This window comes from Chryseobacterium ginsenosidimutans (assembly GCF_039536845.1).
GTDB classification, from domain to species: domain Bacteria; phylum Bacteroidota; class Bacteroidia; order Flavobacteriales; family Weeksellaceae; genus Chryseobacterium; species Chryseobacterium ginsenosidimutans_B.
On sequence record NZ_BAAAZJ010000009.1, the window covers coordinates 171,648 to 198,283 of the forward strand.

Here is a 26,636-nt window from a genome sequence, read left to right on the forward strand (position 1 = left end):
GATTTATTGTGATTTAACATATATTAAAGTCCATCGTTTTCATCCGCCTGAGAACTTATCATAACAAGTTTATCCTTTTTCCATTGATACACTTTACTATAAAAATTGGATGGTCCTACATGATAATCTGAAAGGATCAATTTATTTCTGGTATCAACTTTAGGATTTATGATTGTATCCATCGGCTTATAATAATTAAACTTCCTGCTTTTCTTATCATACAGCCAAAAACTTGAAGTAGACCAATAATTTCCTACCTGATTAACGACTTCAAGGTCTTTATATCCATCAAAATTTACATCTTTTGTAATATCAAAATAAGCTTCAGACTCATTCAAAACAGATACTGTATCAAAAATAATTTTCTGATGAAGTTCTCTTTTATAAAAAATATTAATCGATTTAAAATTGATAACATCACTGGTTTCTTTTCTCCCCTCGAGTATAAAAAAATATCTGCCGCCCTCCAACGATTTTGAAAAAGGAACAGTTGTAGTATCTTTCGGTTCTTCCTTTGTGGGGTTTTGTGAAATAGTATCCGCAGTAATCTTTGCCTGAGGTAAATTCTCCGAATTTTTATTACAAGCTATTAAGGTAAGAACAACAAAAAACACTACATATTTCATACCTGAATATTATTATCCTTTATATATTTATCAAAAATCTGCTGTCCGCTTCTTATTGAGTTCACTGCCCAACGAATTTTCATTCTCAACAGTTTTTCTTCTGTTAATTTATAATCAATATCAGATTTCATAAGCTTTTGTTTCAGTTCATACATACAGATTGAAGCTGCAACAGAAACATTAAAACTTCTCGTAAAACCATACATGGGAATTGCTAATGTTTCATCTGCAAAATCTAAAATCTCCTGAGAAACGCCCTCCATTTCAGTTCCGAAAACCAAAGCGATCGGTTCTGTAATTTCGTATTCAGGCAGCATTTTAGCATTATTTTCTAAAGAAACGGCAACAATCTTATAACCTCTGTCTTTAATATTCTGAAAAGATTCCATATTTCGGGGAAGTTTTTCAACCTCAACCCAGGTATCGGCACCTTTTGTTACGCGGAGATTCGGTTCAAAACTGTATTCTTCCTGCAAAGCCACCACTTTATGAAAACCACAAGCTTCCACAGAACGCACAATTGCCGCTGCATTTCTAAACTGGTACACATCCTCCACTACAGGAAGTATAAAGTCTGAACTTTCGGGTGAAAAATGCTCTATTTTCTGTAATCTTTCCTCCGTTAAAAACTGTTTTAGATACTCAAAAGTTTGTGTTAAATCTTTCATTCATTTTCAAATCTTTGCAAATTAACGTAATTTTGAGGAATCATCCCGAACGGGGGTTAAAAATCTAATAAAAGTCCTGTATGAAACGAAAAGTCCTGTTGATATATACCGGTGGAACCATCGGTATGGAGAAAGATTATGAAACCGGAAGCCTTCGCGCCTTTGATTTTGGAAATATTTTTGAAAAAATGCCCGAAATGAAGCTCATGGAATGTGAAGTTTTTGTTCATCCTTTCTCAAAACCGCTCGACTCTTCGGATATGGGACCGGAAGAATGGAAGATTATCGCTCATTACATCCACAAAAATTATGATGAGTTTGACGGATTTCTGATTCTCCACGGAACGGATACGATGTCTTATACGGCTTCAGCATTGAGTTTCATGTTAAAAGGTTTAAAAAAACCCGTGATTTTAACTGGTTCGCAACTTCCGATCGGAGATTTACGAACAGATGCGAAAGAAAATCTTCTGACGAGTTTGTATTACGCAAGTTTGTATGAAAATGATGAAGCTGTAATTCAGGAAGTTGCCATTTATTTTGAGTATAAATTATTAAGAGGAAACCGAACGCTGAAATATTCAGCAGAATATTTTGATGCCTATGCAAGTCCGAACTACCCTATTCTTGGGCAATCAGGTGTTCATCTGAATATTATTAAAGACAATCTTCACCGTTGTGATTTAAAAACTGAATTTCATGTAGACGATCATATTTCCGAAGATATTATTTTCTGGAGAATTTTCCCGGGAATGAATCTTAATCATTTCAAAGAAATCCCCAAAATGAAAGTTCTGATTCTTCAGGTTTTTGGCTCAGGAACTATTTTCAGCAGTGAAAAAACAGTGGAAACTCTTCAGCAAATAAGAAATAACGGAACTGAGATCGTAGTCGTAAGCCAGTGTATTTCAGGAGGAATATCGTTTGGAAAATATGAAAACAGTAATATTTTCTCAAGAATCGGAGCTATCAGCGGAAAAGATATGACTGCAGAAAGCGCCATTACAAAAGCGATGCATTTAATTGACAATCCGAATTACGAAGGAAGCTTTGCAGACAACTTTGCCAAAAGCCTTTGTGGAGAAATTTCCGAGTAATTGCATTTTGAGTTTGCAGATTCGAGAAAATACTCTATTTTTGCAGTCTCAAATAAAGAGAGGTGTCCGAGTGGTTGAAGGAGCTACCCTGGAAAGGTAGTATACGGGTAACTGTATCGAGGGTTCGAATCCCTTCCTCTCTGCAGATCAAAGTCTTAGGTTTTATACTTAAGGCTTTTTTATTTTTGTATAAAAAATAAATTTATTTTGCAGTAACATCAGAAGCTATTTGAAAAGGTTTAAAATTTACATTTGGAAGCGTTCTTTTTGATCTATCGTTTATACTATCAATTGTTTTTTGATCTAAATCAATTTCTAAAATTTTACCATTTTTTCTGAGAGTTCCAGATACGAAAGAAGTCTCAATTTCTTTTGACAAGTTACTCAGAATATTTGCCGTAGTTACAAATTCAATTTTTGCAGCTCTATCAGTTTTGGAATTAAATTTATAGTCTTCCTTTTGTAATTTTATATTATTTGTTAAAGGAAATGTTATAGTATATTCCATTTCTGCGGTGTATTTATCGCCACAGGATACAATTATAAATAGAAATAATAGCTTTTTCATGGTTACTTTTTTTCAAATATAGTAAAAAGAGAAAGGCTAAATTTAAGGAAAACCGTAAAATAAAAATCCCAATCAAATCGACTGGGATTTCTGTTTGAAAAAAGTACCAACTAATTTTCAAACTACAATTTAGCTATATGAATGTTTGGTGGTTATGTTAATTGCACATCGTTAAAAACTGATGGCTCATCTGTACTTTAAATTTGGCTTCAGATTTCAGTTTTGAATAAATCATATACTCAAAAGCCTGAACATCTTTCAATTTCTGATCAATAAATTCTGCGATCTGAACAACCGAGAAAATAAAATCTCTGTATACAGCAATATCCACTGTTTGTCCGTAAACCGGAAGATAAGCCTTCAGGAAAGGGAGCGTGGATTGATGTTGATTGTAATTCACACAATATTCCGCTCCATCTCTCGAAGTTATTATTTCACAATTATTAATGAAATCGTGTATATTTTTACTTTCCTGATTATTATTCTTAGAAAGATATTTGTTGATTTTATCTAAAATGTGTTGGGCATATTCCATCATAGTGATTGTTTTCCATTCAAATTGATGGTTTATGCTTTTTGAATTTTTTACAGATTTTCCGTTTTCACAGCTTGTGCAAAAAGAAATCCCAATTTTTTCGTGATAAGGAAAAAAGCAATCTTTAATCTGAATAGACGCATCTGCCTGAAGCCGGTCATTCTCAAAATTATAATACAAATAAGGACTGTATAATTTTGAAAGTTGTTTGAGATAATCTATCTCGCTTGTATTCTGATATTCTTCAAACCATTTTTCAAGGTTGTCGTAATAGCGGTTTTCAAATTCATTAAAACGTAAATATAATGGCAGTTCCATAGCTTTGTATTTTTGATATGACAAAACTAATGGCGTAATACGACAAAACTTGACGTGTTATTTTTTTTGTTTTAAAATTTTTAATTAAAAAATAAATTTAACTGCACATTTGTCATTCTGGAAGAATCTAAGTTATATTATGGGAGATCCTTCGACTGCTTCGCGCTCAGGATGACATCGCTAATACTTACCATGAGCAATCCCGTGTGAACATTTAAATGTAATATTTACCATTATGGTATATCATTTATAAAAATTATTGATCATAATTTGTCATGATGTATTCAAAATAGTGGATCATTTTCATGTAGTTTTCTATGCTGAGATATTCGTTGGTGCTGTGAATGGATTGTTTTTCGGCATCATTAATTTTGATCGGCATGAAACGGTAAATATTCTTACTCACCATCTGATATTTGTATGCATCCGTACCGCCGACTGTAAGGTAAGGTGTTGCAATTGCCGCTGGATGAATTTCTTTGACTGCAGCTTCAATTAATTTAAAGGCTTTTGTATTGGTCGGAGAAACGGCAGAAGCCTCTTTTACACTGTCGATATCTTCCAGTTCTACATCAAAACCTTTTGTTGCTTTGGCAATATGTTCTTTAACATCTTTTACCGTATTTCCGGGAAGAAGCCTGAAATTAACGACAAATTCCACTTCCGGAGAAAGAATGTTCGGAGCATCGCTTCCTTTCATCATTGTTAAAGCTGTTGTCGTTCTAACCAAAGCGTTGGTGGAATTATTTTTTGTCAGCTGTGATAAAAGTACGGGCTTTAATAACCATTGATTGGAAATTCCCATTCGATTGACAAAAGACATTGATCCGCCGATATTTGTGAAAAATTCATTGATTAACGGAGTGATCATTGGCTTCATCTGATCGTGCTCCAGTCTTTGCATAATGATGGCAGCTTTTCCGATTGCGCTTTCCATCGGAGGCATAGAAGCATGTCCTCCTAAACCTTTGACTTTAATTTTAACGGAAAGGAAACCTTTTTCGGCACAGCCAATTACTGCAACATCAGAATCGATTCCGGCAACGCTTCCCTTTTCTAAAATTAATCCACCTTCATCATAAACGGCATCGAATTTCAGATTTTTAGTTTTAAAATATTCTGCAATCTTTACTGCGCCCTGTTGTCCGCCAACTTCTTCATCAAATCCGAAAGCCAGATAAATATCACGCTGAGGAATATGTTTATTTTTAATTATATTATTCATAGATTCCATCAGAGAGAAAAGCATTCCTTTCATATCGATTGCTCCTCTTCCGTAAATCCTTCCATTGGCAACAGCTCCTGAAAACGGTCCGAAATCCCAGTCGTCGGCTATTTTTGAAACCGGAGGCAAAGGTTTGTCATCGGGTCTGAAAATATTTTCGCTTTTATCTTTTACCTCCGCATCTCCGGGAGGAACCACATCTGTGTGGGAAAGAAATAAAATCGGATCAAGAGAAGGATTGCTGCCTTTTAATCTGAATACCAATCCGTATTTGTTAACTTCTGTAAACTCCGCATTTTCGTAAATCAATGGATAGGAAACTTTGAGGTATTCTTTTATTGTATCAAATGTTGAATAGTCAAATTTGCCCAATTCGCCAGAAGAAACTGTCGGGATTTTCAGTCCGCCTGAAAGTCTTTGGATGGCTGAATCGTTTTTAACAGCTTTCCAGCCTTCGGAAGTTTTTGAGTTTATCTTCTTGAAAGGATAGATGAATGTTTTGACTAAAATGATAATGATTAAGATGATAATTATGCTAAGGGCGATGAAAATAATTTTTTTCATGGGAATTTTAGATTTGGTGATTTTATATCGCGCAGACTTTGCTGATTACACAGATTTTTTGTTTGAAGTATTTCTTTTGCAGGCTTTAATTTTATGTTCTAAGTTATTAAAATACTATCCAAAGTTGCAAAAAGTATTTTTAAAGTTCTCTATATTTAAATCTAAGTTTTAAAAATATTACTAAAAGTTCAAAGAAGGATAATTAAAGTTATTTTCTTTGTATTTACAGTTATCAAAATATTTAACAAAGTTGCTAAATGCGTAATTAAGGTTACTTATTGCAATAATTGTGTCCAAAAAATATTTCTTCAAGTTTACCTAATCTATTTTGATATCATAAAAAATAAAAACTCCTGCATGAAATTTCTAATTCATTACAGGAGTTTTTTTAATCTTTTTCAAATTTTTATATCAAGATTTTATCTTACTGAATAATATCCCTGAAATTTGTTTGTATTGCGGACTTGTAGCGCCAAAAACAGATTTTACATATTGTTTTACCTCTTTTGCTACCTGACAAAGACCGGTAAGATCATTATACAAAACCTGATCTCTTGATAATCTGGCATTGGAATATTCTGTGTAGCTGTTAATATGGGCTGTGTTCTTATTTTGTAAGTCTGTTAGTTTTGTTTGTAATGAAGTTATTTTAAGATCTTCTTCATTGGGACTATAACCAAAACCTGTATAAATTGAAGAAATTATTAATCTTACTGTCGTAGCTTTGTTGTGAAGTGGAGATCGTTTTAGTTACAGGTTCTGAATTTTCATCCAAATTTGAGGCTTCTATTTTTGCTTTTGTTCTGCCCCGTAATTTTTTGTTATATGATTTTGCATTATTGAGCATCATAGGATTGTTTGCTGAAACTGCTAAGGCATTAACAATTTTTGTTGCTAACGGATTTAATTCTTTAAAAGCATCAGCTCTCTGATTGGTAGCGTTATCAAAAACGGTCTTTTTGGTCTGTGTCTCTGTAAGTTTCTGAAGCGCATTCTGATAAAGCGTTTCCAAACCTGTAATTTTCAGTTCTTCTTTTACAGGATTGTATTTTTCGCCATAGCCTCTGCAAAAAGAGATAAGATCCTGAAGGTTGGCAATATTTTTTGCATGACCTGTTTCGCTCACGGAGCTTTTTGTGTTTTTCATATTTGTCTTTTTTATTGTAAAACAAATATATAAGATTATTCTATTAATTTGCCAAAAACGAAAATTAATCATTTAATTAACAGATAGTTGCAAAATTTTTAATTGAAATTATTTTTGTTATTAATGGAATTCTTTGTTTTTTGAGATTTTATAGAATTATTTTAAGGGATAAAAAAACCACTGCTATTTTGCAGTGGTTTTTTGTTTAAGTGGCACGAGCAAGATGCTCGCGCAAGCGGGGTAAAATGCTTATCACAAATCATTACTTTATAAAGTAGTTATGCTTTATAAAATTTTTACTAGATATAAAAAGAAAAGAGCCACTGTTTTTACAGTGGCTCTTATAATATATAACATATAATATAAATATAATACTTGTATTACAAAAGTCGATTATTGATAAGCTTTACTTCTTTTCCATTTTTGAAAATTTTACCAATGTAATAGATCTCAATTTTTTCTTCGTTATAATTTGAAAAATATTTATTCAGATTATAACTGAACTTAAAACTATTATGATCACCAGAATTAAAATAGATAAGTTTAGTGATTTCATTGTTACAATTTACTTTGACTTTAATTGTATTTAAATAATTGCCATCTTTTTTTGCTTTAATATTAACGTTGCATAAAAATGAAAGTGAGCTTATCGCGATTTTGTCATTTGTTTTATTTTCCAAATTAATATTGAGATACCCTTCTTTATCTACTTCATAATGAACAATAAATGGAGACTCCATTAATTCATATTTATTACCGCTAATATTATTTGCGCATGACGAAAAAATAAATGCAAAAAATGCCAAAATAGATGTTTTCATAATTAATATTTTTTTAATACAACATTTCCTCCAAATCTTAAAGGTACTAAATTGAAGATTTTTGATAATCCCCAAGTAGTCCATAATAAAGGATTTTCCTTAGGTAATAATGCTTTTATACCGATATTAAGCCTTCCAGCATTATAAATCTCCTGAGCGTAGCCTAACGGCCCATCCTCGCTTAATGTAGAATTACTGCTGTTGAAAGAACCTTGAGGATAAGCCCAATCTGTGAAGTTTCCTGAAGTATCCAGAACTCTGTCTAAAAGAGAGTGTCCTAATTCGTGAACAGTAGTTGCTTTTAAAAAGTCTGCAGAATCAAATGCGGCAGGTCCGATTGCGATGTCTCCTGTAATTGGATCTGTCACTCCATAATCGGTTTCAGACGAATCGTAAGTGAATTTCGCACCTTTCATTCCATACTTTTTAGTAACATAATCTATTGCTTTTTGTGCAGCAGCATCATCAATAGTACCATTTACATTGGCTTTACTAACCAGATTTTTTACCACTCCGGTATTTGTCTTAAATCCATAACCGTCTTTATAGTTTTTGTACATTTCTACACCAGAAGAAACGGCAGCGAAAGCAGCACCGGTAATAGCGCCAACAATAGCACCATCTGCAAAACTACCTCCGGAAATTAAAGATCCAATTCCTCCAACAAGAGCTCCTGTTCCTGTTCCCCATGCTACATTGGAAGCAAAAGTTCCTCCGCCAATCATTCCTGCTCCTCCGCCTAAAAATCCGGTAAGAGCTCCTTGCCATATTCCATTTGCGCTTGTATGGTTTAATACTGCACTTAAAGCACCTTGTGTGGCACCTCCAGCCATTCCGCTCATTGCGCCTCCAAGTATACTTCCAGCTTGGAACAATCCGGAAACGGCTCCTCCAGCTGCTCCGGAAACAGCTCCAATTAAGAATGATTTGGCAAAACCACCCCATGACCAGTTTTTAGTGACAGCTGCTTGCAAAAGATACATTCCTGCACCTAATGCAGCACCGATAACGGCTCCGGTAATTATTGTTGCTAGGAATACATGAGACGCTGCCCAAGCTGCTCCTAAGAACCAAATAATTTCTCCACTAGGATCATTAAACATTAATGGATTATTCATTACATATCCATACTTGTTATAATTCTGAGTGTTGTAAGGATCTTGAATGTTTTCATCTGCATTTAAGAATCTTCTTAGTAATGGATCGTATAATCTTCCATTCATGTGAATGATTCCTACTTCTGCAAAATGCTCATGTCCTGTATATCCTCTATCTGTTAATAACGGAGTAGTATCGATAATATTTTTATCTGTTATAATTGCTCCGTTTCCTATTTTAAGATGAGTGAAATTACCCCAAGCATCAAAATGTCTCTGTTCTAATTTATTTCCTGCTTCATCACTTATTGCTAAAATACTACCGATGTAATCTTTGTGTAAAAATTTGTAAGAACCATTTGCTTCTGTATAATTTTTAATGAAGATTATATTGCTTTCATACGGATTTCCTCCAATGTATAGAATGTGTTTTTCCTGACCGGTAATATTATCCTTTAATATTTCAAAGCTGCCATCTTCATTGTAGAATTTAGTGAATTTACCATCTCCATCTGCTGCAAAGTTACCACCATAAGTGACTCTTTGTCTCATACCCAATAATCCGTATTGAAAGGCAACATCACCTTTCTGTCCATCAATAAACACAGGATCATTGTTTTCATTATAAACGATTGTCTGTATCAAATCGTTGTTATAATTCTGAGTTCCTGCAGCGTTCAGGGTCATTCCTGTTGATTGGTAAATCTTTGAGGAGTTTTCATACTTCATGGTTCCCACTTGATCATTCTCCATGATTCTTCCTTTTACATCATAAACGTTTCTGTTGGTCTGAGGTTTGATTCCCGTGACTGGATTTGTCCAATTAATTAAACGATTATTATCATCATAATCAAATGATTCTGTAATATTGAAGTCTCCACCTGTAATTCTGCTTTTTAATTCATTTTTTAAAGCATCAAAAGAATAAGAAAGCTGTAAAATACCAGGTTTTACTTGAGATGAATGATTTACGGTTGATAAGAAGTTATTCGCATCATAAGTATTATTGATATCGGAAGCTCCTAGTTTTTCACTTAAGATCTGTCCTTTAGCATTAATTTCGTTAAGCTGCCAAAGTACTTTTCCGGAATTTTTATCTTTTATCTGATATAGTTCTCCGTTCCAATCGCTGTAAACGTTTTCTATATCTACCTTCGTCATTATTCCTGAAGAGAATAAGCTTTTTTGATAAGAGATTATTCTTGCCTTATCATCATAAGTGATTCCTTTTTGAATAAAATATTTATCATTACTATTTTCGGATGAAGATAATATTCTTCCTTGAGGATCATATACAATGTTTGCACTGTATGGTTTTCCTTTGGAGGTTCCGGACTTCGAAACTATTCTTCCTTTGTTATCATATGTGAAAGAGATTAACTTATTTGTAGCCAGAGCAGCATCTACAGTAGATATTTCTTTCTGAGAGATAAGCTGTCCTAAATTATTATAAGTATACTCTTTTGTTCCTTTAGGACTTACGGTTTTTTTAATATTTCCAAAACCATCATATTCATACTTATATGTTCCGTTAGAAGGATCACTAAATTCTGATTTTCTTCCCCAAGTATCATATTTGGTTGTAACAATATTTTCTGCATACTTTGCTTGGGTTTGCTGACCTGCTGCATTATAAGAAAAATTAATTGTACCTCCTTTATCTGTTGTTGATATTACATTTCCTAAAGCGTCGGTACTTTTTGTATTTGTTCTTCCATAATCTTCAGGGTTGGTTTCCTTTATTGTAGTTGTCAATCCTGATACCGATGTTTCCGTTTGTTTCCCATTAAATAACATATACGTAACTTTTGCAGGATAAACATTATCATTATAAGTATAGGTATTCCATTTGATGGGATCCATTGGTTCCAAATCATCTACAAGAGGTAATAGATACGGCTCGGATTCTTGTTTTTTTCTTCCTAGCACATCATACCATGTTAATACATGAGAAAATAGTATTTGCTTGAAGCTTTTTACAGAAACTTTATATATCTGTCCCCAGCTATTTGTATAAACAACTTTTTGGTTCCCGTTTGGTGATAATTCCGAAATTTTTATATTACCACCATTAATCTTGGCATATTGATATGTTGTAGTACCAGATAAATTATTCTTTGATTTTAAAATTTTCCCCCATCCATCATAGGTTTTTTGAGTGTTATTACCTAATGGATCTATTTGTGAAAGAATTTGTCCTAGATCATTGTATATACTGTTTGTTTCCAAACCAAGATTATTTGTCGATTTAACAACGAATCTACCTTTGGTATCATATTCTGAGCTGCTTGTTTTAGCTTGAGAATCTACACTGTTGGTAATAATCTGTTTCGTTACATTTCCAAAATTATCGTAATCATACGTTTCCAAATTATATTGGGTATTATCTCTGTTCCATTTTTTAATGGTTTTAATAAGATTATTATTGTAAGTATAATCTTCTTTACTTGTTACGATGCTTCCATAAGAGGATACAAAATTACTTTCGGATTTCGATTCTAATCTTCCGATATAATAATCTTTTCCAATACCAGTTGGATTGTCTGTATATGTAAATAGCGTTCCTGCGATTGAAAATGAATTATTAGTATCAACAACCTGAACAGATGGAAGATAATAATTATTATAATCTACCGTAGTATTAGTTATAACATTTGTTAAGAAATTTTTGCTTTTTGTAGAAATAGGTACTATCGCTTTTACAATTTTAGGCTTGTCGACATCAGAAATTGTAGTTACGATTTGACCATTTAAAAGCTTATCTATCTTATAATTTATCGATTTAAAATTAAGTAATTGTGTATTGTTTTCTGAAATGTCATTAGGAAATATTTGATTTTCGTCGTTAGTTCTTATAGACCATTCCTTAGAAGGTACTCCTTCATTCAAGGGATCTATCTCTCCTCCTGACCAAATCTTCGTATTCTCTAGTCCATCGGCATACCAAGAAGATTGTGCAGTCTGGCGGAAGCCCATTGAACCTCTTCCTTGAAGATGAGATATAAATCCTCTATATCGATAATCTTTCTTTCTTCCGGCTTGTCTTAGCTGAGATATGGCATAAGTTTGAGAAAGCATTTTCATCTCAAAATATGGATACTGTAGAGTATTATTTCCGTTGTATAGTCCCGGATTATTTACTGGGTCAAGCTCTTTATAATCTATTTGAGTAGTGATACCTCCCTGTACTATAGATTTTATTCTTTTTATTTCATCAATTCCTGTAGGAGCTTTTATTCTTAGTACATTATCTTTTCTGAATAGAAAGACGTTGTAGTAATTATTGTTTGCTCTAATAACATTTGTAATAGGTTGATAAATAGATAAATCGTCTACTGGCTGTACAATAGGGAAGGTTGGAGGTGTAGGGTATGTATAAATATTTTGCAATTCAAAATCTATAGCTCCACCATAATAATTCATACCTTTTGAAGTCACACTATTTACTGTCACACCAATTGTTCTAGTAGATGCTGAAAGTAAATTTGAGAATGCAAACACCTGAACGATATCCGATTTACCATCAGCATTAAGATCTGAAATGGAATATGTTGTTCGGCTAAATCTCATCCATGCCCCGTTATTTTGAGTAGACTCATTCTTATACATTAAGAAATCTGGTTTGAAAAAAGTATTAAAACTTTTTCCTGTTCCCATATAGAATTTCCAATCATCTTTTCCTACTTTACCCTCTGTAATAGGTAATGTGAAATCTATTTTGCCGTCTCCGTTAAAATCCCCGAATAATACTGGATATTCGTTGCCTTTAACGTCTTCCAAGCTTCCTGAAAACTTAATTTTCTTTAAATACTCATTGGGAGCTGTCTTTACAAATTCAAATATTGTATAATTTGTATTGGAAACATTTATAATATCTACCTTACCGTCTCCATCAATATCCATATACTTTTGATTGGTGTATGAACTTTCGTTAATACCCGCATCAAGAATATAAGTTGCGACAGGGTTGTTTTGATTTTTTAAATCCACAATAAAATCCCCTACATGAGAATCATAGCATGTAGAACCGCCAGGAGGTAGTCCTTCATTTGGATCGGTAATAATTTCGAGATAGCAATCATTTCTGTTTAGTGAAAGTAGAATATTGCTTATTCCGTCTCCTTCAATATCACCTTCATATAATGTTGCACTATAAGAACAAGTGTGTGACGGATCGAATGTATTACAGTCTGAAGTATCATAAACCTGTTTTTCAAATATTTTTGTAAATGTATTATTTTTGAATACGTATCCAGCGATTTTACCATTTACATACTCCACAATTCCATTACCATTAAAGACTTTTCCATCTTCATCTACTATAGAATTTACGACTATGGCATTTGAATTAAAAACTTTATTGGTTTGGACAACATTAAAATATTCATTGAATGCGCCTAGCTTAATACTCCCATCATTCATTACAAAATCTAAATAAGAGTCTGCATTAAAATCGCCAGTAAATTTTACATTATTAAAAGGGGTTTGGTTATCAGTAACAATCCCATTCACTACAGGATCGCTTATTTGCGGATATTCAAAATATACAGGAGTTGCCTGCTCACCCAGAGAATTATATTCCGTTATTTTCTGTACGAACTGATAAGCTGTACCATTGCTAGTATAATCAATAGTATATTTTTTGAACTGATTTCCATTAGCTTTTACTAGAATATCTTTCAATATTTTTGTCTGAGTAAACATCGTTCCAGGCCCGTTAACATATGCTCCTTCAATTAGACTTCGATCATTATAGCTAAAAGTAATTTCGTTAAAAGAAGAAGTTCCTGCAACTTCATTTCCACCCCAAGTTATGGATTTAATGAGGCTTACATTATCTGCTTGAGCATAGCTGTAATTTATTACATTTCCTTGAGCATCTTTCCATTTTACAATATTGAAATTTAAGCGATTGGTTGCATTATTCCAACCAGGTGCAGTACCTCCATACCAAGCTTGCGAACCATCTTCAAAAGTCACCTCCCAGTATTCTGGTTGCTTCCAATTCGGTATACTTCCCAAAGATTTTATCTTTACATTAGAATACTTTTCAGTAACATATTCAGCGCCATCTTTTCCATATTCTCCGGATTTCAAGATTAATCTTTGCCCGTTAAAGCTGTAATAATCAGAATAATCTATTTGAATGCTTCTGGCTTCCCCATCTTTTTCAATATTTTTACCTACTCGAGAGATAGATGTTAAGCCGGAAATGTTCCAACTATATCCAGCAACTCCATTTCCTGAGCCACTATTATAAACTAAATTTACCTGAGGTGCTACACCTTTTACTCCCGGAGGAACTGCAACAGGTAAGGTATATTGTAATTGCCCCGTTCCTGTTACTTCTATATTTCCATTAGTATCATGGAAGTATTGTCCAGATGGAGCAGTCGTTCCCGAGGGATTATTAGCTCCCGCATTCGAATCCGTCGGTCCGCCTCCCGGGTTTTCTGTAGCAGGACCAATCTTAGCAACAAAAGGATTTGATACACTTCCTGATGCATGAAATCCCTGAGCTAGTACAACCGTCTGCGGATCCTGCACCGTTCGGGTTGTGCTTTCTGCCTGATACAGTATGGTCTGCGAAAAGCCCATGACTGAACACAATGACAGTATAAATGATGAAAATAATTTCATTATTGTTAATAATTATTTAGATTAAAAGTTTTTATCGTTTTGTTACATTTCTACTGAAAACTCTTCCGTCTTTTAATGTAAAGTGTAAGACATAGACACCCCATTCATAACCGGTCATGTTGATTTTCAACTGTCTGTTTAAACTCGGGATATTTTGTTGTTGGAATTTCCAGTGAACAGTGCTGTGTTGATAAAGTGAAACAGATTCAATTAACCCGTCAACCTCTTCAGTCCAGTCAATAGTCAGATAATCATTGACTGGAACCGGATATAATCTGATCTGTTTCCAGAATGATTTTTCATCTATCACAGGGTCTTGTTTTACAGCCGCTATGTTTTTTATTTCCTCAACTTTTTTTACTTCTTTGATCTCCTCAGGAGCTTGTTTTCCCGCAGAGTTCGTTCCTCTGTAGCGTTGGTTTCCTGCTTCGTCATATTTAAAGTAAACTTCAGTTTGAGAAAATCCTAAAAACCCTATCAGTAAAGAAAACAGGGATAGTATTTTTCTTTTCATCGTGTTTATTTTTTTGTTGAAATCAATTCCTGAACTTGCTTTTTAAGCTCATTAATTTCATCAGATTGTGATTTTAAAATTTTGTTTTCCTGCTGAAGTTGCTTAATTTGTTTATTCTGCTCGATTGAATACAGTGTCAATTCTTCAATTTTTTCTAAAAGCTTAACATCCATTTCTGCAAGGTTAAGTCCATCTTTTACAATCTCATTGGCAGATGGAACATTGGGTAAATGACCTTTTTCTTCAATATGTTTTTCCACTTCTTCTAAAGTTTGAAGTTTATAATCTTTTTTGAATACATAATCAGCCCAGTTATTTGTAGAAGCTATATCAACTTTTATTTTTTCTGTTCTTATTCCGTCCTGAACGAATAATCTATATTCACTGCAATCACTGCAAGATGGCATAAAGTTTAATCTTACTCCCATAAAGACTTTACCATTTGACCGTACTGAAAATACTGGCTTTGACCAATCGGTAGCCGAAGGTGGAGAAGAAATACTGAACAAACCAGTGTCATTAGGCTGATATGCTGAACTAATCCATACAAGATCAGCACCTGCAGACATTTGTTTATTGTTAAAAATATGCATACCGTCGGAAGTTGTATCCGTATTAAATTGCAAACGACCAAATGTCTCAAAAGAAAGGTCTAAATCTGATTGTTGTTTTAACGTAATTTTTCCAACAGAATTGATATTCATTCTTTCTACATTATTTGTTTTTACAACAAAATCTGCTGCATCAGTTGTTCCTAGAAAATTGTTGGCAGGTGTTGTTCCTGAGTTTCCTGTTAAGCTCCATTGGCCAAACGCCAATGTTGATACTAATAAAGCTAATGGTAATAGTTTTGTTCTCATAAAAAGTTAAAATATGTTAAATTAAATTAAGTTGCAAAAGTATATTTTATATATCACAGTGAAAAGACTTTTAATTAGATTTAATATGAATTTTATCACATATTAGTGTCTTATACATTGTGTCACAAAGATATATTTGCAAAGCGACAGAACTTGGCGTATTATTTTTTAAATTATGATATGTAAATAGAAAAAAGCCCAATTCATAAAAATTAGGCTCACTTATTTTGCAAAAAAAAAACAAATTTTAATAGCTACAGACTACCAGTATTTTTAATCTCCTCTCTTCTCTTTTTGATAAAATCCGTCGGGCGAATTCCATTAATTTCATAGAAAAGATCCGAGAAATTTTGTCGGGAAGCGATTCCACATTCTTTGGCAAGCGTTTCAATGCTGTATTTTAGATAGTTTTTGTTTTCGAAAAGTAAATTTGTGATGTAATTGATACGAAGTTCACTTAGGTATTTATTGAAATTTACCTTTTTATATTCGTTGATAACCTGAGAAAGATAATTAGAATTTGTTCCTAATTGAGTAGCCAATTTACTGATCGTTAACCCCTTTTGGGTAAATTCTTTTTTATCTTCAAAAGTTTTCAGTTTTTGTAATAATTCTTCTACTTTACCTTCTGTAAGACTTATTTTCTTTTCTTCAATGATAGGAATAAGATTTTTCTCCGGACTATTTTGATGTGCCGTAAATTTTTCTTCCACCAAAATATATTTCTGCTGGATTTCTTTTGCTTTTTTGTGTCTTCTTGTCAATAAAGTAACCAAACCGATTGCCCAAATAATCAAAACAATGATGATAATGGTTCCCAGATAATTGATATTCTGAAGCTTGTTTTTTTCTTCCAGTAAGGTTTTTGTATCGTAATCCTTGTGGATCTTTGGAGATAGATAAATGAAATCCTTAGACATAATACTATCTGCCTTTAAAAGCTGACTTGTGTAATATAACTGTTGATCCTGATTTTTCTCTTTTTTAGAATAATCGATCAGAATTTCATAATTTTCTCTCAATTCGGGAAGAATGAACTGATTTTTCTGGAAAATCGAATCGATTTTTTTAAAATAAGTAATAGACTCTTTAGTTTTTTTTAAGCCAGAATAACTTTTTCCAATGTAAAAATAATCCACTGAAAGTCTTGCAAAATCCCGCCCGTTCTTTATCGCAGGAAGCGACTCATGGAAATGTTTCAGAGCTGATTCAAATCGATTGATCCGGTACTCGGAAATCCCTTTTGACAAAAGAAAATACCCTTTTTCCAAATTATATTCAAGGTTATTTCCTATTTCCGAAAGTCCGGTCTTTATGCCAGAATCCGCGTCCTTATATTTTCCAAGATTTCTATAACATATAATTAATTGATGAAGACTGTTCAGATATGCTCTTTTATTGTTATAAATTTCATTCGGATGAAGTTTGGTGATGTTTTTTGCTTTTTCTCTGTAATAAATAAGACATTTTGTAAATAACTCCGAAGCATCCTCATAATATCCCAAATAACTTTTGACAACGCCGATATGATAAAGATTCTGATACTTTAAAAATTCATTCTTTGTATTTCTTGAATATTTATAGGCTTCAAGATATTCATTAAGGGCAAGCTGGAATTTTTTATAGTTATAATAATAAATGACACCTTTTTCAATATGAGAAATGATCTTCAGATCTTCAATATTCGATTGATTTGCGACCCAAACCATACTGTCCGCATATCTTAATTTTTCATTGTCTGTAGAAGAGTAAAATACACCATCTTTATAACCCTGAACCAGTTTTTCATAGTTCTTTTCTTTTTTTGCTTTATTAATATAGGGTTGAATAAAAGGGAAAGCCTTTGAGTCATTTTCTTCAAAGTTCTCATATTTCTCCCTTAATTTATAATAATCGCTGTACCCTTCCTGAGACAGAAGAACTTTAAAAAATCCTATAAAAAGTATAAAGAATAGTTTTTTAATCACCTTTATGAATTATTCCGTATCTAAATTGTGGTCAAAAGTACACAAAATACATTAGTTTTTGTCAAAGAATAATGAATTAATATCAGGAATAGAATTATTTCTATTTTACAAATCAATAAGCTAATTATCAAAACATTACAATCATCCAATTCATAAATTAGGACGTCATAATTTACGAATAGAGACAACAAGTATTTTTTTATATCAATGCAAGACCATAATTTCGGACTCAGAAATCGAATATATATAAAACTAACTGAGACATTTTTTTGAAGAGAATCAGAATGCAAAATGAAGCACTAAAAGACATGTAAGATAAATTTTGAAAAAACTAATATAAAGACATGATGATTCTATTCATAAAAAAGACCACCTTCCCTGATCGGGAAATTACTTTTAGGGAAGGCAGGTTTTTTTTAGAGTTAATTTTTTAAAAACTAATAACCGCTTTTTTAAGAAATTAATAACCATTAAATATAATTTAGTTGCTATTATTTCCTGCAGGTAAATTGGAAAAGGTTCTGTAAAACGAACCTTTTTTATTAAAGTTTTCAGTTTTAATCGAAAAGAGACTGTTCCTTACGGGCAGCCTCTTTTCTTTTTAAAACATTAAGGATTTACAATTACTTCCAGCCTCCGCCTAAGCTCTTATAAATATCAACAACTGTACTCAGCTGTTTTTGTTTTGCTTCAACCAATTCCATTTTTGCATCCAAAGCATCTCTCTGGTTCAAAAGAACTTCCAGATAATCTGCTCTTGAGTTTCGGAATAGCTGATTCGCAATATCGATAGATTGTTCCAAAGCCTTTGTTTCCTCAGACTTCAGTTTGTAATACTGATCTATGTTTTTTACTTTAGACATTAAATTGGCGACGTCTAAATAAGCATTAAGAATCGTTTTGTCATATTCATACAAAGACTGAATCTGCCTTGCATCCGCCGTTTGGAAATTTGCTTTTATAGCACTTTTATTAATCAGTGGTCCTGCCAATTCTCCTACTAAACTTGTAGCAATAGATTCCGGCAGTTTTACAAGATAAGAAGGCTTAAATGCTTCTAATCCTAATGTCGCCGAAATTTCCAGTGAAGGATAAAACTCTTTTCTTGCCGCTTCTACATCTAATTTTGTTGATTTCAATTCTAATTCTGCCTGTTTGATATCAGGACGGTTCGCCAATAATTGTGACGGAATTCCCGTATAAACGGTTTGCGGAATTGTCGTCATAAAATCTTCTTTCGTTCTCACAATCGTTTGCGGATAACGACCGCAAAGAGCATTAATCTGATTCTCTTTTTCGGTGATTTCCTGACGGATTGTATATTCCGATGCTTTTGATTTTGCCAATTCAGCTTCGAATTTTTTTACTGCTAATTCAGTTGCTGCTGCAGCTTCTTTCTGAATTTTTGATATTTCTAAAGCTCTTTGCTGAAGTTTTGTATACTGCTGAATAATATCCAACTGATTATCCAACGCCAATAATTCATAATAATTATCTGCAACTTCTTCAATTAAATTAGAAAGAACGAAATTCTTCCCTTCAACTGTTGAAAGGTAATGAGCAACGGCAGATTCTTTTTCCGTTCTTAATTTTTTCCAGATATCGACTTCCCAGTTTGCCATTAATCCACCTTCAAAATTCCCAAGGATATCGGGTACTTCTTTTCCAGGTTCGATTTCCGTACTTGCGTCACCCGCTCCTTCGCTCGTGTAACGACCTGCTTTTGATACTCCTGCTCCTATTCCTGCAGAAACAGTGGGAGTTAATCTCCCTTTTTTAGCTAAAACACCACTTTTTGCAATTTCAATCTCCTGCAAAGTGATCATCAGTTCCTGATTGTTCTTTAAAGCAGTTTCAATTAAAGAAACCAGATTCGGGTCTGTAAAAAATTGTCTCCAAGGAGTTGTTCCGCTATTGTTATTTGCGTCTCCCTGTTCTTCCTGATTAAAATTCTGAGGCACATTTTCTTTCACCTCATCTTTTATGACGGTCGCCATCGGCGCCTTACAGCTTGCTAAAACAAGCGATAAGGCAATGGCTGCTATATATTTATTATAAGTCTTCATGCTTTCCATCGTGTTGATACGGTTCTGTTTGTTCTGTTAAAGGATTTTCCTCTTCATATTTTGCCAGTTTCGATTTTTCTGCAATTGTTCCGAAGATGTAATACAATCCAGGGATAATCATTAATCCGAAAATAGTTCCGATCAACATACCTCCCGCTGCAGCTGTACCAATGGTTCGGTTACCAACCGCTCCCGGTCCTGTCGCCATCACCAAAGGAATCAAACCTGCAATAAATGCAAATGATGTCATCAAAATCGGACGGAAACGGATCGCAGCTCCTTCAATCGCAGCCTGTGCCACAGGAATTCCTTCTTCCGCTTTCTTCTGTACGGCAAACTCGACAATCAATACGGCATTTTTACCTAATAAACCAATCAACATGACCATCGCCACCTGCGCATAAATGTTGTTTTCTAATCCTAATAATTTCAAGCATAAGAATGCTCCGAAAATTCCCGTTGGTAATGATAAAATTACCGGTAACGGAAGAATGAAACTTTCATACTGTGCCGCAAGAATCAGATAAACGAATCCTAAACATACCAAGAAGATGAATATTGCTTCATTTCCACGGCTTACTTCATCTTTAGAAATACCAGCCCAGTCGATACCGAAACCTCTCGGAAGCGTTTTGTCTGCAACTTCTTTAATCGCTGCAATCGCCTGTCCGGAACTGTAACCCGGTGCAGGAGTTCCACTTACCTCGGCAGAATTGTACATATTATGTCTCGTTATCTCTGATAAACCATATACTTTTTCCAAATGCATGAAATCTGAATACGGAACCATCTGATCTTTGTCATTCTTAACATATAATTTCAATAAATCCGTCGGTAATGCTCGATATTGCGGACCAGCCTGAACAATCACTTTATAAGGTCTGTCGAAACGGATGAAACTTGTTTCATAATTCGAACCAATTAACGTGGATAAATTGTCCATTGCTTTTTCGATCGTAACTCCTTTTTGTTCGGCAAGATCATTATCAATTTTCAACATATATTGTGGAAAACTCGCAGAATAGAAGGTGAACGCAGAACCTAATTCAGGACGTTTTTTTAATTCGTTCACAAAATCGTTACTTACTTTTTCCATTTTCTGGTAATCTCCACTTCCTGCCTTATCCAAAAGACGAAGTTCGAAACCACCCGCAGCACCATATCCCGGAATTGACGGCGGTTGGAAGAATTCTATATTCGCACCCGGAATATTTTTAGCCTTTTCTTCAAGCTTTTCAATAATTTCCGCAGCAGATTCTGAACGCTCTTCCCAACTTTTAAGGTTAATCAAACACGTCCCCGAGTTTGAACCTGTACCTTCGGTCAAAATTTCGTAACCAGCCAATGAAGAAACGGATTGTACTCCATCAATTCCTTCAGATTCTCTCAATAATTCCTTAGCAATCTGATTCGTTCTTTCCAAAGTAGAACCCGGAGGTGTCTGAATAATCGCATAAATCATCCCTTGATCTTCCGCCGGAATAAATCCTGAAGGCAATGAATTACTTAAAAAGAATGTACATGCACAAAACGCTAATAATAATGGAAGCGTAAATGTTTTCTTTTTAACCGTTTTATTCAGCATTTTCTCGTACTTCCCTGCTCCTTTCGTAAATAAATTATTGAATTTATCTAAGAAAATAGTGATCGGAGTTCTCTTTTTAGCTTTTCCGTGATTGTTCTTTAAAATTAAAGCACATAAAGCAGGAGTCAATGTTAAGGCTACAACCCCCGACAGAATAATCGCAGAAGCCATCGTAATCGAGAACTGACGATAAAATACCCCAACCGGACCAGACATAAATGCAATCGGAATGAATACGGATGCCATTACCAAAGTAATTGCGATAATTGCTCCACTGATCTCGTGCATTGCTTCTTCTGTCGCTTTTAACGGAGATAAATGTTTCTCCTCCATCTTAGCGTGAACAGCTTCAATTACTACAATCGCATCATCGACGACGACCCCGATTGCCATTACCAAAGCAAATAGTGAAATCATGTTTAACGTAATTCCAAAAGCGGACATGATGGCAAAAGTACCAATCAACGACACCGGAACCGCAATAGCCGGAATTAATGTTGAACGCCAATCTCCCAAGAAAAGGAATACCACAATTGCCACCAAAATAAAGGCTTCAAATAAGGTATGAATAACCTTCTCAATCGATGCATCCAGGAATCTTGAAACGTCATAACTGATATCATAGTGCATACCTTTCGGGAAGCTCGTTTTCTGCAGTTCAGCCATCAAAGTTTTTACATTTTTGATAACGTCACTTGCATTGGAACCGTAAGATTGTTTTACAGTGATCGCAGCAGAAGGCTTTCCGTTCAGTGTAGAATAAATATCATACATTGAGGAACCGAATTCGATATCTGCAACATCTTTTAATCTTACAAATTCTCCATCCGTTTTAGCTTTAAGGATAATATTTCCATAATCCTTTTCATTATTAAAACGACCCGGATATTTTAAAATATATTCAAATGACTGCGATCTTTTACCGGAACTTTCCCCGGTTTTCCCAGGAGATGCTTCCAAACTCTGCTCGTTTAACGCTTCCATTACTTCATCTGCTGAAATACTGTAAGCCGTTAATCTGTCAGGTTTAAGCCAAACACGCATTGCATATTCTCTTGTTCCCAAGATATCTGCGAAACCAACTCCGCTTACCCTTCTCAATTCGGACATCACGTTGATATCTGCATAGTTGAAAAGGAATTTCTGGTCAGCCTTCGGATCATCACTATACAAGTTAATATACATCAACATGTTAGGCTCTTCACGAGTGATTTTCACCCCTTCACGAACTACCAGCGGCGGAAGTTTATTTACTACCGAAGAAACACGGTTTTGGACGTTTACCGCTGCTACGTTTGGGTCAGTTCCCAAATCGAAAACTACCTGAATGGAAGCTTCCCCGTCGTTTCCGGCATCGGAAGTCATATATTTCATTCCCGGTACACCATTTAAACCTCTTTCCAACGGAATAACTACGGATTTAATCAACAATTCGTTGTTGGCTCCCGGATATTCTGCGGTAATGTTTACCTTTGGCGGTGAAATGGACGGGAATTGCGTAATCGGTAATTTTACCAGAGAAAGCACTCCCATAAATACAATAATCAATGAGATTACTATAGACAGAACAGGTCTGCGAATAAATTTCTTAAACATAATACTGCTTCATTTATAGAGTCCTACTCTGCTTTTAATTTCAATGATTGAAGAACTTTTTTCGGATCTTGCGCTTTCGTCTGAACTTTCTGATCGTCTTTCACTTTCTGAACACCTTCCAGCAATATCTGATCGCCTTTTGAAAGCCCTGAACTTACTACGTAAACATCCGGAAGCTCATAAGCTACTTTAATATTTTTAGATCTCGCCACACCGTCTTTTCCAACTACGAAAACATATTTCTGATCCTGGATTTCGTACGTGGCTTTTTGAGGAATAATCATTGCATTTTTAAGAGGCAAAGTCATTCTTACTTTTCCGGTTTCTCCGTTTCTTAATAATTTATTAGGATTCGGGAACTTTGCTCTGAAAGCGATATTTCCTGTTTCGTTATCAAATTCTCCTTCAATAGTCTGAACTTCACCTTTTTGTGGAAAAACATCTCCATTGGCCATTACCAACGACACCTGGTTGCTTCCTCTGTCGGCTGCATGCATTTGATAATTCAGATATTCCGGTTCTGAAACGTTGAAGTAAGTGTAAACATCATTGTTATCTGATAAAGATGTTAACAAATCCCCTTCATCTACCAAGCTTCCCAATTTCAAAGGTAGTCTGTCGATAATTCCTGAAAACGGAGCTTTAATGTTTGTAAATGACAAGTGCGTCTGGGCCAGCTTTGCTTCTGCGTTGGCTGCATCCAGTTTAGCTTTTGCCATTGATCTTTCGTTTTTAGAAACAATGTTGTTGTTTGCTAAAGTACTGGCATTTTTCAATTCGATAGTAGCTTGTGCTACTTCAGCCTGTGCTTTCAATAATTCTGCCTGATACAATTTAGGCATGATTTGAAACAATACCTGTCCCTGATGAACGTATTGCCCTTCGTCTACATAGATTTTCTCTAGGAAACCTTTCTCCTGTGCACGAACTTCAATGTTCTTTACAGACCTGATTTGAGCTACAAATTCTTTGTCAATTACTGTATCCATCACCACCGGAGTTGTTACCGGATAGACAGAAACTTCTTCTTTTTCTTCTTTTTTCTTGTTACAACTGAACAATAAAAGACTGCTTAGCGCAATGCTTGCGACAACTCTCTTGATCATAATTCTGGAGTTTATATAAATCGTTAATGTTTTAAAATGAAAATGGTAATGAGAGAATGAGCGATGTGATGATTACCAACAAACACAACGCATATTATCTCCCGCCGAACGGATCCGCAGAAAATAAATCGAAAAAAGAAATGTTAAATTCTGATAGAACGAATCAGAATGAATCTTTTTACAGATGCAAATTCTGATAAAAAGCCGTGAATAGTTGGCTTTAATCTTTTGAAACTTTTTAACCCGAAAACATAAATCAAGGTGAAAACACTTGCAAAGAAAACAATTTCCTGCAATGTATCCGAAAACTGAAAATCATCTTCCGCGAGTTCGAAAGAATAGGCAATTCCTGAATCATCCGGAGCCTGCTGAATGGTTAGTTTTTCGTAGGTTTGATTTAAGCGGTTTGCTTTTTTGGGTAAATTATGAGAAGTCTGACTGGTGTAGTCATTTTTCAAAGTTTTGACATTGATCTTGCTTTCCACTACGAAAAGCAGAAAAAGGAATGTCAAAAAATAGGTGATATACGTTCTCATTTTGTAGTTGCAAATGTAAGTCTTAGTTTGAATACATTTCAATACAATTTTATGATTAATGACATATATTAACAATATTTAACGCTCCTTTAAATAACCTGAAATCCCTAATATTTCACTATTTCAGATTGATAAAAAACAAATCATAATAATGAATATCAAACAATTATAAAAAATAAAAACATATAACTTTATTATTTAAGCTAAGTTTTATGATGAGGAAAACTTTCAAAAACCCATTTTTAATGTTAACTGATCATAAATAGCATATTTTAATTACAAATTTTTAAAAAATAAATATTTATTATCAATTATTATCAAACACAACGTATTAATCATTACTTTTACGATAATTAATGTCATTGAAAATTAAATTTTCAGTTAACAGAATAAAAACTAATCTAACAACCAAATACAAAATGAACATGAACAACAACCTTTCTCTGGCAAGAATCCTTCTTGCTTCAATTTTATCTTTTATTCAGGTAGGAATTACTGTACAAAATCCTGATGCTTCAGCAACGCCATAGATTCTAGAAACACATTTTTGATTATAAAAGACTGTTTTTTTGCAGTCTTTTTATATTATATGAAATTTAGTAAGTATACAGGTAGTTTAAATATTGAACCCATTTATTGGAAAAGTATTATACTGGAAATCTATTAAATTAATTATTCTTCTTTTTTCCTAAATTCAAGTTATTAAACAATTCTTTAATATATTTTATACAGAGTAAATTCCAGGACTACTACTTGATAATGTGAAAATATTTAATTAATTTATATAAAATTAACATATTATTTTTAATAAAAGTTGTAAATTTATAGCATATTAACACCTAAAAATCAATGAAACACCTAAAATTCACTTATTATCATGAAAAAATTATTCCAAATTTTTACCATAACCACGGTATTTGCCATTACAATAACAGCATGTAAACATCAGGTAAAAGAAGAAGAAATCGACTTGAAAAATGTCCCTGAAATTCAAAATACTGATAAAATTACAAAAGAAGTTTATACCGATGAATATGGAGATCAGCTGAAAGTGGCTATTAATGAAACTCAAAATACGGTAATTGTATATCTGGACGGGAAGTCTTATGAATTGAAAAAAAATGAAGATTTACCGGAATATACAGCTGGTGACGCTGATTATCAATATTCGGATATCAGAGGAGAGATCAATTTTCTTAAAAAAGACTATAATATGGTATTATTTCATCATAAAAAAAATAAATCCTCTTCCTCAAATACAAAAATGGCTTCTTATTAGCCAACTTTCAAATTATTACAAATTATAAACTTTAATAGAAAACTATGAAAAAATCACGGATATACTTTTGTTCATTGTTGCTGATTATTTTAACGGCATCGTGTATGAGTAAACAGACAGCTTCTAATTCATCGGGAAAACCTACCGATATCACCGGAAAAACCTGGAAATTAACAGAAATAAACGGGCAGCCGATAAAACTGAAAAATCCAACTTCCAACCCATATTTTAAGCTTAATATGTCTGATATGAGATATGAAGGACACGGAGGATGCAACGGCGTTGGCGGAACTTTTGAAATAAAACAAGAAGCAATGCGTATTAAATTTAATCAGGGGATGTCTACCATGATTGCCTGTGAAGATCTGGAAACAGAACATGCTTTTACACAGGCGCTTCTTACTGCTGACAATTATTCTGTAAACGGTAATGTTTTGACACTCAACAAAGCGAGAATGGCTCCTTTGGCAAAATTTGTTCTACAAAAATAAAATAAACACATCATCATAAATGGGAACACTTTTGTATTGCAGGAGTGTTCATTTTTTTTATGGGATAAGGCTATTTCTTTTTATAAATTATATAACAAATAAGCAAAATACTATTGACAAGTACCGCAAAAGAATTTGAAAGAATAATCGGAAGCTCATCTTTTACAAAGCCATACCAAACCCACAAAGAAAGTCCGGAGATAAGAATTAAAAGCATTATCCACGAAAGCTCATCGGCATTTTTTTCTTTTAAAACTTTTACCAATTGTGGGATCATAGATACTGAAGTAAGAACTCCGGCTATAATTCCCAAAAGATTTTCATTCATAG

At 33.8% G+C, this 26,636-nt stretch carries 19 protein-coding genes and 1 tRNA gene; 4 read left to right on the plus strand and 16 right to left on the minus strand.

Annotation, left to right across the window (positions count from 1 at the left end):
* Positions 1-23 precede the first annotated feature (23 nt).
* Positions 24-626 (minus strand): XAC2610-related protein, encoded by a 603-nt coding sequence (locus ABD745_RS10850; RefSeq protein ID WP_344829132.1) that lies wholly within the window; start codon positions 624-626, stop codon positions 24-26.
* Positions 623-1,294, minus strand: coding sequence for a TrmH family RNA methyltransferase (locus tag ABD745_RS10855; RefSeq protein WP_344829134.1), 672 nt, complete (start codon positions 1,292-1,294; stop codon positions 623-625). The genes ABD745_RS10850 and ABD745_RS10855 overlap by 4 nt, the downstream gene beginning before the upstream one ends.
* Positions 1,295-1,374: 80 nt before the next feature.
* On the opposite strand from ABD745_RS10855, the gene ABD745_RS10860 reads away from it, so the two are divergent.
* Together ABD745_RS10860 and ABD745_RS10865 are read left to right on the plus strand one after the other, a co-directional pair.
* On the plus strand, positions 1,375-2,391 hold the full coding sequence (locus tag ABD745_RS10860) for an asparaginase (protein ID WP_344829136.1): 1,017 nt from the start codon (positions 1,375-1,377) through the stop codon (positions 2,389-2,391).
* Between the two features lie 56 nt (positions 2,392-2,447).
* Positions 2,448-2,534 (plus strand) — tRNA-Ser (locus ABD745_RS10865).
* 59 nt (positions 2,535-2,593) lie between these two features.
* Here ABD745_RS10865 and ABD745_RS10870 read toward each other — a convergent pair.
* The 13 genes from ABD745_RS10870 to ABD745_RS10930 all read right to left on the minus strand — a co-directional run bounded on the left by ABD745_RS10870 (position 2,594) and on the right by ABD745_RS10930 (position 24,536).
* Positions 2,594-2,959 (minus strand): hypothetical protein, encoded by a 366-nt coding sequence (locus ABD745_RS10870; RefSeq protein WP_344829138.1) that lies wholly within the window; start codon positions 2,957-2,959, stop codon positions 2,594-2,596.
* Positions 2,960-3,116: 157 nt separating this feature from the next.
* On the minus strand, positions 3,117-3,812 hold the full coding sequence (locus ABD745_RS10875) for a hypothetical protein (protein ID WP_344829140.1): 696 nt from the start codon (positions 3,810-3,812) through the stop codon (positions 3,117-3,119).
* A gap of 256 nt (positions 3,813-4,068) precedes the next feature.
* Complete coding sequence (locus tag ABD745_RS10880; protein WP_344829142.1) at positions 4,069-5,601, minus strand: M20/M25/M40 family metallo-hydrolase; 1,533 nt, start codon at positions 5,599-5,601, stop codon at positions 4,069-4,071.
* A gap of 670 nt (positions 5,602-6,271) precedes the next feature.
* On the minus strand, positions 6,272-6,748 hold the full coding sequence (locus tag ABD745_RS10885; RefSeq protein ID WP_344829145.1) for a hypothetical protein: 477 nt from the start codon (positions 6,746-6,748) through the stop codon (positions 6,272-6,274).
* Positions 6,749-7,128: 380 nt separating this feature from the next.
* A complete protein-coding gene (locus ABD745_RS10890; protein WP_344829149.1) occupies positions 7,129-7,569 on the minus strand; it encodes a hypothetical protein in 441 nt (146 codons plus the stop codon).
* A gap of 2 nt (positions 7,570-7,571) precedes the next feature.
* Positions 7,572-14,306 (minus strand): RHS repeat-associated core domain-containing protein, encoded by a 6,735-nt coding sequence (locus tag ABD745_RS10895; protein WP_344829164.1) that lies wholly within the window; start codon positions 14,304-14,306, stop codon positions 7,572-7,574.
* Between the two features lie 31 nt (positions 14,307-14,337).
* Entirely contained in the window at positions 14,338-14,820 is a 483-nt protein-coding gene (locus ABD745_RS10900; RefSeq protein WP_344829170.1) for a hypothetical protein, read from the minus strand.
* Between the two features lie 5 nt (positions 14,821-14,825).
* Positions 14,826-15,680, minus strand: a complete 855-nt coding sequence (locus tag ABD745_RS10905) for a cell wall anchor protein (protein WP_344829176.1) — start codon at positions 15,678-15,680, stop codon at positions 14,826-14,828.
* Positions 15,681-15,934: 254 nt separating this feature from the next.
* Positions 15,935-17,647 carry a helix-turn-helix domain-containing protein gene (locus ABD745_RS10910; protein WP_344829182.1) on the minus strand — a complete coding sequence of 571 codons (1,713 nt, stop codon included), beginning with the start codon at positions 17,645-17,647 and terminating at the stop codon, positions 15,935-15,937.
* Between the two features lie 623 nt (positions 17,648-18,270).
* On the minus strand, positions 18,271-19,713 hold the full coding sequence (locus tag ABD745_RS10915; RefSeq protein ID WP_344829188.1) for a TolC family protein: 1,443 nt from the start codon (positions 19,711-19,713) through the stop codon (positions 18,271-18,273).
* Positions 19,700-22,894, minus strand: a complete 3,195-nt coding sequence (locus tag ABD745_RS10920; protein ID WP_344829193.1) for an efflux RND transporter permease subunit — start codon at positions 22,892-22,894, stop codon at positions 19,700-19,702. The genes ABD745_RS10915 and ABD745_RS10920 overlap by 14 nt, the downstream gene beginning before the upstream one ends.
* 23 nt (positions 22,895-22,917) lie before the next feature.
* Positions 22,918-24,000 (minus strand): efflux RND transporter periplasmic adaptor subunit, encoded by a 1,083-nt coding sequence (locus tag ABD745_RS10925; RefSeq protein WP_344829198.1) that lies wholly within the window; start codon positions 23,998-24,000, stop codon positions 22,918-22,920.
* A gap of 143 nt (positions 24,001-24,143) precedes the next feature.
* On the minus strand, positions 24,144-24,536 hold the full coding sequence (locus ABD745_RS10930; protein WP_344829204.1) for a hypothetical protein: 393 nt from the start codon (positions 24,534-24,536) through the stop codon (positions 24,144-24,146).
* Positions 24,537-25,413: 877 nt separating this feature from the next.
* Between ABD745_RS10930 and ABD745_RS10935 the strand changes: the two genes are divergently transcribed.
* Together ABD745_RS10935 and ABD745_RS10940 are read left to right on the plus strand one after the other, a co-directional pair.
* A complete protein-coding gene (locus tag ABD745_RS10935) occupies positions 25,414-25,815 on the plus strand; it encodes a hypothetical protein (RefSeq protein ID WP_344829208.1) in 402 nt (133 codons plus the stop codon).
* A 104-nt stretch (positions 25,816-25,919) separates the two neighbouring features.
* A complete protein-coding gene (locus ABD745_RS10940) occupies positions 25,920-26,306 on the plus strand; it encodes an META domain-containing protein (protein WP_344829212.1) in 387 nt (128 codons plus the stop codon).
* Positions 26,307-26,376: 70 nt separating this feature from the next.
* Here ABD745_RS10940 and ABD745_RS10945 read toward each other — a convergent pair whose 3' ends face one another.
* Complete coding sequence (locus ABD745_RS10945; RefSeq protein WP_344829218.1) at positions 26,377-26,634, minus strand: SemiSWEET transporter; 258 nt, start codon at positions 26,632-26,634, stop codon at positions 26,377-26,379.
* Positions 26,635-26,636 lie beyond the last annotated feature (2 nt).